The following is a 12,467-nucleotide window of genomic DNA, read 5'->3' on the forward strand; positions in this document are numbered from 1 at the left end:
AAACTGTGAAAAAAGGCATAGTGAGAAAATTACTGTCATTATTATTCGTTTTTAGTTTAATAGTGCCTACTACTCTATTAAACTTTGCTCCTGTTGTAAGTGCAGCAGAAGCAACTGTGGAACAAACATCCTATAAAACTGTAGCAGATGCAATTGCAAATAATACTGGCAAAGCTACAGTACAAGGATATATTGTTGGCACTGCTAAGAGTGGAACAAGCTACGACCAAGTTAGTCCATTCGATATTAATACAAATCTTGGTTTAGCTGATGATCCAAACGAAACGGATCCTGCTAAGATTTTACCTGTACAGTTACCAAAAGGTGATGTTCGAACAGGATTAAACTTAGTAGATCATCCAGAAAATTTTCAAAGAAAAGTGGCGATTACAGGGAGCCTAGAAGCATATTTTAGCGTTCCGGGTTTAAAAAGCGCAACTTCTTATGAACTTGAGGAGGATACAAATCCTGGTGAACCACAACCAGAACCAGAACAACCAACCGTAATTACAATTGCTGAAGCACGCACCCAAAGTACTGGTCAAGCAGCAATCAAAGGTACAGTAACTGCATTATTAAAAAATACAATTCATATTCAAGATGAAACAGCTGCAATTGCAGTTCGTCCAACCTCGTTAGATGTTCAACTTGGTGATGAAATTACTGTGAGTGGTTCATTACAAGAGTACAGAGGACTGTTACAATTAGATTCTGCAAAATTAATTGAAAAAACAGAAGATAAAGGTGTACCATCCCCAGTTGAATTAGCAGGAGCTAAAATTAATGAAGAAAACGAATCTAAATTAGCCCTCGTAAAAAATGTAGAATTAATCGATGTGAATAAAGGTAGTGGCTGGGCAAATTTCACAGCTAAAGCCGAAGATGGTACAGAATTTTTAATTCGTGATGAAAATGGTACTTTAGAGTTATCTATTGGAACTACATACGAATCGATCACAGGTATTGTTCAACAATTTGATCAAGATTATCAAATCATTCCTCGAGGACAAGCAGATATCGTAGTAGATTCATCAAAAGTTCAGCCAGTTAGAGCATCTCAACCATCGGGTACAATTTCTGCAGGGACTCAAGTAACATTATCTACTTCAACTTCAGGTGCAGAAATTTACTATACAACAGACGGTTCTGATCCAACGGTTGAAAATGGTAAAAAATATAGTGAACCAATTACGGTTAATGAAGATGTGATTATTAAAGCTATTGCTGTAAAAGAAGGTTTAACAACAAGTGAAGTAACAGAATTTACTTATACCGTCTATGATGCAGCAGACATTAAAATACACGAGATTCAAGGTGAATCTCATACTTCACCGTTAGATGGTGTAGTGGTAAATGACGTCGAGGGTATCGTAACGTATATTTATAGTATTAAAGGCGGCAACTACTTTCATATGCAAACACCAGATGACCAAACCGATGACAATTCAAAGACATCTGAGGGTATTGTCGTATACACAGGCAATAAAGCAGATGTAAAAGTAGGTAATTTAGTTCGTGTGACAGGTACAGTTGATGAATATCATATCGACGGTTATAGTGATGCAAACAAAACCGATTTAGCCGTAACACAAATCAATGCTAGAGATGACCGCGGTGGTGTGATAGAAGTAATTGAAAACAATGTAGAACTTCCTGCTCCAGTAGAAATTACGAGCGAAAACCTACCAAATCAAGTTATTGATAATGATAGTTTCGGAGAGTTTGACCCAGAAGAAGATGCAATTGATTTCTGGGAAAGTATAGAAGGAATGCTTGTTGAAGTTGGAACAGTTAAAGCTGTTGCACCTCAAGAACACGGAGATTTAATTACTGTTTTAGAAAATCGAAAGACGGATACAATCCATGGTGGAGTATTACTAACAGAAGACAATGCGAATCCGGATCGCATCCAATTCAAAATGTATGATAACAATGCTGCTAGAGATTTCGAGGTAGCAACCGGGGACAAATTTACTGGGCCAATCACAGGTGTAGTAAACTACGGTTTCCAAAATTTTAAGATTTATGTCGATTTAGAAGACATGCAAGCAAAGCATGTTGAAGGTAATTCAGAACCTGAGACAACAACGATTGTTAAAGAAGACGATAAGCTTACCATTTCTTCTTATAATCTAGAAAACTTCTCAAATAATACGAAAGAAACATCGGATGATAAAGCTCGAAAATTAGCAAGAGCTTTTGTTCAAGACATGAAGAGTCCTGATATCATCGGGGTAACTGAGGTTCAAGATAACAATGGACAGAGTGCAGGGGATTCAACTGCTAACGAAAGTTATGAGCGTTTAATTCAAGCCATTGTTGCGGCTGGCGGTCCTGAATATCAATATTTAAATATTGACCCAGTTAATAATCAAGATGGTGGAGCACCAAATGCAAACATCCGTGTTGGATTCCTATACAATCCAGAACGTGTTTCTTTACCAGAAGGGATTCCAACCGGTGATGCAACAACAGCTGTTGGTTATGAAGATGGTAAATTAACTCATAACCCTGGACGAATTGATCCTACAAATACAGCATTTGAAAACAGTCGTAAACCATTAGCAGCGCAATTTACCTTCAATGGTGAAGATGTAGTGGTTATTGTAAACCACTGGAACTCCAAATCTGGCGACACTCCATTGTTCGGTTCAACACAACCGCCGGTATATGGCAGTGAAGTCCAGCGTAAACAAATTGCAAATATTGTTTATGACTTTATCGAGGAAATCAAAGTTGATAACCCGGATGCAAATATTGTATCAGTTGGTGATTTTAATGATTACCAATTCGCTGAGTCTCTAAAAATTCTTGAAGGCGACTTAATGACCAACATGATTAACCATGTTGAACAAAGTGATCGTTACACATATCTGTTCCAAGGTAATTCACAGGTTCTAGACCACATTGTGGTATCAAATAACTTAGTGGCTAGTACTGAAATTGATATTTTACACATTAATTCAGATTTTACAGATATGGCGGGGCGTGCGAGTGACCATGACCCGGTAATGGTTCAAGTTGATCTAAAAGAAAATTATGACTTAACGATCATGCACACAAATGATGTTCATGCTTCCTTAGACAACATGCCAAAAACGGTAACTGCAGTGAAGGAAATAAGAGCAGAAAATCCTGATTCGCTACTCCTTCATGCAGGGGATGCTTTTACAGGAACCTTGTATTTTAATGAGTTCCTAGGAAAAGCAGATTTAGCCATGATGAATTTAATGGACTTTGATGCAATGACCTTCGGTAACCACGAATTTGACTTAGGTTCTTCAAGTGAAGGACATCAAAAATTAGTTGAATTTATCAGGGGAGCTCAGTTCCCATTTGTAAGTGCTAATGTTGATTTCTCGAAGGATGCTAAATTTGATGGGATTTTCAATGATTCTATCGCAACTGATATTGATAACGGACAAATTTACAACGGAATCATCAAAGAAGTAAACGGTGAGAAAGTGGGTATCTTCGGATTAACAACTGAAGAAACTGTCGATATCTCAAGCCCAGGTTCCATCGCATTTGAAAACTATCTTGAAGAGGCTGAAAAGGCTGTAATAGCTTTCGAAGAACAAGGTGTTAACAAGATTATTGCATTAACTCATATTGGTTATGACGACAATGCTGCTGTAGATAACGACTTAATCCTAGCTGAACAAGTAGAAGGCATTGACGTTATTGTTGGTGGACATAGCCATACAGCATTGGCTGAACCAGTCATTGTTGCAAAAGATGGAACACCTACCGTAATCGTTCAAACAGGTAATGCGAATAGTAACTTAGGTTTGCTAAACGTTGAATTCGATGAAAACGGTGTAATAGAGGCACATAATGGTAAATTAATTGAAATTAAAGAGCAAGATCCTGACGAAGAAGCTCAGGCCGTATTAGCACCATTCAGGACAAAAGTTGAAGAGGTAGCTAATACAGAAATCGGAGTATCAACTCCTATTGAATTAGAAAATCCGCGTACAAATGGTGATGATACAAAACTTAGTGTACGTAAAAATGAAACAATCTTAGGAAACTTAATTACAGATGGTATGCTTGAAAAAGCAAAATCATTCACTGGTAAAGATGTAATAATGGCTTTACAAAATGGCGGTGGTATCCGTGCTGCTATCGATGCTGGTCCAATCACAACTGGTGAAGTAATCACAGTTCTACCATTTGGTAATACGTTAGCTACAATGGATGTTACAGGTGCTGAATTAAAAGAGGCATTTGAAATCTCAGTGAGCAAGTATCCTGGAGAAAATGGTGGATTCTTACATCTTGCTGGCGGAAAAGTTAAGTTTGACTCTACTAAGCCAGAACATGAACGTGTGGTATCAGTATCATACCTGAACGAAAATGGTGAGTATGTAGAAGTACAAGACGATAAATTGTATACTATTGCAACGAATGCCTTCACAGCTAAAGGTGGTGACGGTTATGACGTATTTGCAAAAGCTTATGAAGAAGGTCGCGTAACTGACCTAGGACTTTCTGATTGGGAGAACTTCCGTGACCATTTAGTAAGTCTTGGTAGCGAGGGAATTCCAACTGAGGTTGAAGGCAGAATCGTTGATGTAGAAGGTCAATTTAAATTAAAGGTAATGCATACTAACGATACACATGCTTCTTTAGACAACATGCCTAAAACGGTAACTGCAGTGAAAGAGCAAAGAGTTAAGGATCCGAGTGCACTAATTCTTCATGCCGGAGATGCTTTTACAGGAACCTTGTATTTTAATGAGTTCCTAGGAAAAGCAGATTTAGCCATGATGAATTTAATGGGATTCGATGCAATGACCTTTGGTAACCACGAATTTGACTTAGGTTCTTCATCGGAAGGACATCAAAAATTAGTTGAATTTATTAAGGGAGCTCAGTTCCCATTTGTAAGTGCCAATGTTGATTTCTCGAAGGATGCAAACTTCGATGGAATTTTCAATGATTCTATCGCATCAGATATTAATAATGGACAAATTTACAATGGAATCATCAAAGAAGTAAACGGTGAGAAAGTGGGTATCTTCGGATTAACAACCGAAGAAACTGTCGATATCTCAAGCCCAGGTTCCATCGCATTTGAAAACTACCTACAAGAGGCTGAAAAGGCTGTTGAAGCTTTTGAAGCAGAAGGTGTTAACAAGATTATTGCATTAACACATATTGGTTATGATGATAATGCTGCCGTAGATAACGACTTAATCTTAGCTGAACAAGTAGAAGGCATTGACGTCATTGTAGGTGGGCATAGTCATACAGCTTTGGATGTCCCATCTGTTGTGGCAAAAGATGATACACCTACTTTAATCGTTCAAACAGGTAATGCGAATAGTAACTTAGGCGTGCTAGATGTAGTATTTAATGAAAATGGTGTAGTAATTGAACATGCGGGGGAATTAATTTCAATCGGTGATCAAGAGGCTGATCCTGAAGCAGCAAAAGTGTTAGCACCATTCAAAGAGCAAGTGGACAAAGTAGCACAAGAGGAAATCGGAGTATCAACTCCTATAGAATTAGCAAACCCACGTACAAATGGTGATAATAAAAAACCAAGTGTACGTAAAAACGAAACAATCTTAGGAAACTTAATTACAGATGGAATGCTAAAAAATGCAAAAGAGTTTACTGGAAAAAATGTAGTGATGGCTTTACAAAACGGCGGTGGCATTCGTGCAGCAATAAATGAAGGACCAATCACAGTAGGTGAAGTGATCACAGTTCTTCCATTTGGTAACACGTTAGCTACGATGGAAGTAACAGGTGCTGAGCTTAAAGAAGCGTTCGAAATTTCTGTTAGTAAGTACCCGGATGAGAATGGTGGTTTCCTTCATGTCGCTGGAGGAAAGGTAGAATTCGATTCTACAAAACCAGCTGGCCAACGTGTAGTTGAAGTTTACATTAAAGATGCTAAAGGTAACTTTGTAGCAGTTGATGAAAATACAACATATATCGTAGCAACAAATGCCTTCACAGCTAAAGGTGGAGATGGTTATGATGTATTTGCAAAAGCATATGAAGAAGGCCGTGTAACAGATTTAGGACTTTCTGATTGGGAAAACTTCCGTGATCACTTAGTAAGCATTGGCAGCGAGGGAATCCCAACTGAGGTTGAAGGTAGAATCGTTGATATTACTACTACACCGGGTGAAGAAGAACCGGAAGAACCTCAAATTATTGTTGTTACTCCAGAAGTCGAAAGAGGAAATAAATATGTAGTATCAGAAGATGATTTGGGTGATCTAAACGATGGAGCTATTGTTAGAGTTGAAGTCCCTGCTAAGAAAAACACAATTTTTGTATCATTGAGCCCTGAGGCCATTGAGAAACTTAAAGCAGCAAATGCAACATTAGTCATCTCAAATGGCGTGGTTGACCTTCAAATTCCTTCTTCTATCTTACCTGATAGTGAAACGGAAATTAAAGTACAGAAGGACAACCGTAAGGATGCTATAGTTGCCTATGATTTTACAATCAAATCTGAGGGTAAGGGCTATCACAAGTTTAACGAAAAAGTCACAATGACTTTTTCGGTTGACCCTAAATCGGTGGATGATCCGAAAAAAGTGAAGGTCTTCTATTGGAATCCAGAAAGTAAGAAATGGGAATTGGTGGGTGGCGACTTTAAAGATGGTAAAATTACAGCCACTACCGATCACTTCAGTACATTTGGTGTACTAGAGGTTAAGGATTCTAAGGAAACTCCAGAAACTGATGAAAAAGATAATAATACGAATGACTCAACGACATCAGAATCTGGTGGTAAGAATGCCAATGGTGGCAAAAAGCTTCCGATTACAGCAACGAATTCCACCAACTTGTTAGTTATCGGTCTCGTGTTAATCCTTATAGCTGTTGGTATCCTCTATGTAAACAGAAGAAAAACAGCTTAATAGACTGTCAACAAGCTAGTAAAGAGAGAAAAACATAGTGTTTTTCTCTCTTTTATTTAAATGACCTAATAAATATTTCTAAAGGATTTTTACAAAAATTGTTGAATTACTTTATTAGTAAAATAAGGGAGTTATTCGAATGATTACGTACAGCTTGTTAAGAGGAAAAAAGGTTCAGCTTGTCAGAATTAAAGAAGATGATGTACCGATTATTGTAAGTTGGTATGAGGACCAAGAGTTTCTTAGAAATCTAGATACTTTACCATCTTTCCCTAAACATCCTTCTGCTTTTAAAGAGTGGGTTGAGCAGAAAAACGAGAAGGAGTTTGTTTTTGGGATTAAAGAATTGGAGACAGAGAAATTAGTTGGATTTGTGGACATTGACAGCATTATTTGGCCACATCGAAATGCTTGGCTTGCAATCGCAATTGGTGGAGAAGGAAACCGTAATCGAGGGCTTGGATACGAAGCCATGCAACTCGTGTTGGATTTTGCTTTCAAAGAGTTAAATCTTCATAGAATCCAATTAACCGTTTTTCAGTATAATGAGAGGGCCATCGCCTTATATGAAAAGTTGGGATTTGTTAGAGAAGGCACCTCAAGAGAATTTCTAGAGCGTGACGGGAAGCGATTTGATATGTACTTTTATGGGCTGCTAAAACATGAATGGAAGAAATAAAAAATAATTCCCCTAGAAGCTAGGGGAATTTAATCTACTTCATTTCATAGTTTAAGTCCCAAATAATCCCGAATTGGTCCTTTACTTTTGCATATTTTGCCCCCCAAAAAGTATCCTGTAATTCCATGAACACAGTGCCTTTTTGCTTTACGTCATTGTAGGTTTTCGTAATTTCCTCTTCACTTTCAAATTCCAAAACTAAAGAGATATTGTTTCCAAAGGATACACTTTGGTCGGGAGAGTCATCTGATACCATTAGTAAGAGTTCGTTCTTTTTGAACTTACCATGAATAAGTCGGTCATTAGCCCAATCCTGAGTTTCATAGCCTGCCTGAGCATATGTTTGAACATCCAATATTTCGCCCTTAAATATTTCCTGATAATATTCCAAGGCTTCTTTCGCATTCCCATTAAACATTAAATAAGGTGTCGCTTGTCCTTTCATTCACAAAACACTCCTTTTTAATATCAGCAAGTTGCCCTACACTATGTTTTCTATTTACTAAAGAAATCATACACGATTGTATATTTTTTCCTCATGAATCATTATAATTAAATATAATACAAAATACAAGAACAAATGTTCTTTTCGGAGGTGCGTTTTGTTTATCAGAAGACTAATGCCAGAGGATGCTGAAAGCTATTTTAGGTTGCGATTACAAGCTCTAACAACTGACCCTGATGCATTTTTAGTTACGTATGATGAAGCAAAAAATAAAGATAACCCAATAGGAGAGTACAAGAAAAGTTTTCAATCTGAAGAAATAATAACGTTTGGGGCATTCGAAGGAGAACATTTAGTGGGTATGGTAACCTTAGTCAGGGAAACACGGCGAAAAATAAGACATAGGGCTAATATTGTGGCGATGTATGTTGATGATGAAAAAAGAGGCAAGGGAATTGCAAATGCATTGCTAAATGAAGCTATTAAAATGGCAGTAAATCTCCCTGAAATCGAGCAGATATATTTAACAGTAGATGCGGAGAATAAACCAGCTAAAGAATTGTACAAAAAACTAGGTTTTCAAACATTTGCTGTAGATAAAAAGGGCATTAAATACAATGGACAATATCGGGATGAAGAGCTCATGGTATTATTTCTCGAGAAATAATTGTCAATTTTTGCCTTGCTAAAATAATAGGTGTCCCTTATTATTAAATGTGATAGTATATATTGATAGAATTTGAATGTTAACAACTACATATTGTGTTTAGCCTTGGGGAAAAGATGCCATTTGTGCTTAAAAGGGAATCTGGTGAAAATCCAGAACTGCCCCCGCAACTGTAAATGCTGACGAAATGAACAGACCACTGTATAAGATAACTTAAATAAAGGTACTTATATGGGAAGGGTTCAAAGTAGAGCGACGCATGAGTCAGGAGACCTGTCTTTTCTTAAGATGTTTCACCTTCTTCGGGGATTGGGAAGATGAAACGGTGGCGACAGGTAGAGCAACTCTTGTGCTCTCTTGATGTTATCGTTTCATCCGCTCAATTGAATTGGGCGGATTTTTTATTTTAACGAATAAATTGTTAAGGGAGAGAAATAGATGAATAATACAACACAAGGGGAATTGGATTCCATTTTACACTCGCTTGAATATGCAGAAAGTACCTACCAGCTTGACACTACCGAAATTCGAAACAAACTGCAGGAAATAAATTTTAATACAGTTGAAGCGAACCAGCATGCACTTTTTTATTCCTTAAACAAAATTGCCATGGATCAACCCAACTGGACATATTTAGCGGCTAATCTCTATTTAAATGAACTGTATGAAAAAGCTGCAACGAATCGAAATTACAACAGGGCTCTAAAATACGGAAGTTTGTATGAGTTGCTACAGGAACTTACATCAAAAGGAATATATTCTGATGAATTATTAAACTCCTATTCTAAGGAAGAGATACTTGAACTAGGAGATGTAATTGATCCAGATAAAGATCATTTGTTTACATACATCGGTTTATTTTTATTAGCGGATCGGTATCTTGCAAGGGATTATGAAAGAAATATTTACGAACTTCCACAGGAGCGATTCATGATAATTGCAATGACATTAATGGAGCATGAGGAAAGGGAGGTTCGACTTACTTACGTGAAAGAAGCCTATTGGGCATTAAGTAATTTATATATGACAGTCGCCACACCAACTCTATCAAATGCAGGTAAAAGCTTTGGCCAGTTGTCCTCTTGTTTCATTGATACTGTTGAGGACTCACTTGATGGAATTTATTTAAACAATTGGGATATTGCTAGATTATCAAAAGATGGTGGTGGAATTGGCGTATACTATGGCAAGGTTCGCGCGTTAGGGTCTGACATAAAGAAATTCAAAGGAAATTCATCCGGAATCGTTCCTTGGATTCGCCTTATCAATGATACAGCAGTAAGTGTTGATCAATTAGGACAACGACAAGGAGCAATCGCCATCTATTTAGATCTCTTCCACAAAGATATTATGAATGGTTTTCTAGATTTAAAGACAAATAATGGAGATGAACGTCGTAAAGCTCACGACATCTTTACGGGGGTTTCGGTACCTGATTTGTTTATGGAAAAGCTGCAAGAGGTAGATGAAAACGGCAGAAGTATTGGGGAATGGCAAACTTTTTGTCCACATGAAGTAAAGCAAATCATGGGCTGGAGAGATGAGCAAGGAAATCCATTAGGGCTCGAGGACTTTTACGATGAACATGATAATAAATACTTTACCGAAAAATACTTGGAAGCTGTGAACCATCCACTTTTACCACGGAAATCCTATCGTGCGATGGATGTCATGGCAAGGATCATGATTGCTCAACTAGAAACAGGTACACCATATATGTTTTATCGTGATGAAGTAAATCGCCAGAATCCAAACAAGCACCTTCTAGGAACAGGACGTACTTCGATTTTCTGTAGTAATTTATGTACAGAAATCGCACAAAACATGTCCGCAACTGCGATTACGAAGGAGTATATTGACGATGAAGGAAATATTGTGATCATTCGAAAACCAGGTAAATTTGTGGTTTGTAATCTCTCATCTGTCAATCTACCAAGAGCTATTGGGGACGAGGTACTTGAACGTTTAATTCGAATTCAGGTTAGGATGCTTGATAATGTTGTCGATTTGAATACGATATCCGTTAAACAAGCTGATCTCACAAATAAGAAGTTTCGGGCGGTGGGCTTAGGTACATTTGGGTGGCATCATCTTTTAGCAGTAAAGGGAATTTACTGGGAATCAGATGAGGCTGTTCAATATGCTGATGAACTATATGAAGAAATTGCTTATCATGCGATCAAATCATCGATGGAGCTTGCAAAGGAAAAAGGAGCCTATAGTGAATATAATGGTTCTGAATGGGAAACCGGCACCTATTTTACCCGCAGAAAGTATTTGTCCGACAGATGGAATATGTTACGAGAAAATGTATCTAAACATGGAATACGCAATGGCTGGCTAATGGCTGTGGCGCCAAATTCATCGACAGCTAAAATTGGAGGTTCCACAGATGGAATTGACCCCATTTATGCGGCTGAATATGCGGAGGAAAAAAAGAATTTTAAGTTTAAAGTTACCGCACCAGATATCAATCATAAGACATATGAGTTTTATCGGAAAGCACGTCATGAGGTCGATCAGATTTGGAGCATTAGACAAAATGCTGCACGCCAACGTCATATCGACCAGGGAATTAGCTTCAACCTGTATGTAAGACATGACATTAAAGCAAAGGACCTTTTGCAGCTTCATTTAGAAGCATGGAGACATGGACTTAAGACAACATATTATGTGAGAAGCACGTCACAAGCAGAAATTGAAGAATGTGAACTATGCCATAGTTAAGGGGGAATAAGTTGATGAGTAGTCAGCCATTAACAAAAATAAAATTGTTTAATCCAGAGTTTCCGAATAAATCAACAGGAATCATTAATGGGGAAACTTCGGGAATATTGAATTGGAACGATATCGCGTATCCACAAATGTATACACTCTATCAAACCTTGCTTTCGAATTTTTGGAAAGCACAAGAAATCAATATGCAGGATGACATCAAACAATGGGACCAACTAAGTTCTATTGAAAAGGATGTGTTTTTACGAATCAACACGCAACTTGCATCATTAGATAGTTTGCAAACACCAACAATGAATCAGGTCATGGATTATGTGACGGATTCTAGTTTTAAAGCCATATTTGCAGTAATTTCGCAACAGGAAGCGGTCCATAATGAATCATATTCTTATATTCTGAGCTCGCTTGTACCATTTCAAGAACAAAATAAGCGTTTTAATCAGGCGAAAGAGGACCCAATTGTTCGAAAAAGAAATCAACTTATTCTAGAGGCTTACGAAGGTTTTAGGGAACAGCCAACTCCGGAAAACTTATTTAAGTTAGCGGTTAATTCGATTAATCTAGAAGGCATCTATTTTTATGCAGGTTTTGCCTTTTTCTATAATCTGGCAAGACAACAAAAAATGCTTAAGACTAGTACGATGATTAGCTATATTCAAAGAGATGAAATGCAGCATGCCTATTTTATTGCGCAATTTGTTCGGATTCTCTTATCTGAGAACCCAGAATTGAATACTGAAGAAAATAAAGATTACGTTTATAAGTCAATTGGACAGGCAGTAGAGCTTGAAAAAGAGTGGGCACGCTATATCTTAAAAGACATTGATGGAATCGATTTACGTGAGTTTGAAGAGTATGTCGAGTATCTTGCGAACAAACGCTTCCGCCAACTAGGGTTTCAAAATATGTATGATGAAAAAGAAAACCCAATGCCATGGATTCAAGTATTTAGTGATGAGATGATGAATGACACCAAATCTGACTTCTTCGAGCAAAAATCACGAACCTATACAAAAGTATCCCAATCCAATGGATTTGATGAGCTATAAG

6 protein-coding genes and 1 riboswitch are annotated in these 12,467 nt (G+C 37.5%); of the genes, 5 read left to right on the forward strand and 1 reads right to left on the reverse strand.

What is annotated here, in order from left to right; translation table 11 throughout:
• Positions 1-5 precede the first annotated feature (5 nt).
• Both AC6CHV_RS12960 and AC6CHV_RS12965 read left to right on the forward strand, forming a co-directional pair.
• Positions 6-6,890, forward strand: a complete 6,885-nt coding sequence (locus AC6CHV_RS12960) for a 5'-nucleotidase C-terminal domain-containing protein (protein WP_498079013.1) — start codon at positions 6-8, stop codon at positions 6,888-6,890.
• 139 nt (positions 6,891-7,029) lie between these two features.
• Positions 7,030-7,569 carry a GNAT family N-acetyltransferase gene (locus AC6CHV_RS12965; protein ID WP_341332410.1) on the forward strand — a complete coding sequence of 180 codons (540 nt, stop codon included), beginning with the start codon at positions 7,030-7,032 and terminating at the stop codon, positions 7,567-7,569.
• A gap of 34 nt (positions 7,570-7,603) precedes the next feature.
• On the opposite strand, the gene AC6CHV_RS12970 is transcribed toward AC6CHV_RS12965, so the two are convergent.
• Complete coding sequence (locus AC6CHV_RS12970; protein WP_498079014.1) at positions 7,604-8,014, reverse strand: VOC family protein; 411 nt, start codon at positions 8,012-8,014, stop codon at positions 7,604-7,606.
• A 157-nt stretch (positions 8,015-8,171) separates the two neighbouring features.
• Here AC6CHV_RS12970 and AC6CHV_RS12975 point away from each other — a divergent pair, with 157 nt between their 5' ends.
• The 3 genes from AC6CHV_RS12975 to AC6CHV_RS12985 all read left to right on the forward strand — a co-directional run bounded on the left by AC6CHV_RS12975 (position 8,172) and on the right by AC6CHV_RS12985 (position 12,466).
• Positions 8,172-8,681, forward strand: coding sequence for a GNAT family N-acetyltransferase (locus AC6CHV_RS12975; protein ID WP_498079015.1), 510 nt, complete (start codon positions 8,172-8,174; stop codon positions 8,679-8,681).
• Between the two features lie 97 nt (positions 8,682-8,778).
• A riboswitch (cobalamin riboswitch) is annotated at positions 8,779-8,976 on the forward strand.
• Between the two features lie 143 nt (positions 8,977-9,119).
• Positions 9,120-11,408, forward strand: coding sequence for a ribonucleoside-diphosphate reductase subunit alpha (locus tag AC6CHV_RS12980; RefSeq protein WP_341332407.1), 2,289 nt, complete (start codon positions 9,120-9,122; stop codon positions 11,406-11,408).
• Positions 11,409-11,422: 14 nt separating this feature from the next.
• Positions 11,423-12,466, forward strand: coding sequence for a ribonucleotide-diphosphate reductase subunit beta (locus tag AC6CHV_RS12985; RefSeq protein ID WP_341332406.1), 1,044 nt, complete (start codon positions 11,423-11,425; stop codon positions 12,464-12,466).
• Position 12,467 lies beyond the last annotated feature (1 nt).

The organism is Ferdinandcohnia sp. GQ5 (assembly GCF_059759275.1).

Coding starts and splice junctions, on each gene's coding strand:
- AC6CHV_RS12970 (WP_498079014.1), bottom strand. CDS start 8,014: ATGAAAGGACAAGCGACACCTTATTTAATGTTTAATGGGAATGCGAAA.
- AC6CHV_RS12985 (WP_341332406.1), top strand. CDS start 11,423: ATGAGTAGTCAGCCATTAACAAAAATAAAATTGTTTAATCCAGAGTTT.
- AC6CHV_RS12965 (WP_341332410.1), top strand. CDS start 7,030: ATGATTACGTACAGCTTGTTAAGAGGAAAAAAGGTTCAGCTTGTCAGA.
- AC6CHV_RS12980 (WP_341332407.1), top strand. CDS start 9,120: ATGAATAATACAACACAAGGGGAATTGGATTCCATTTTACACTCGCTT.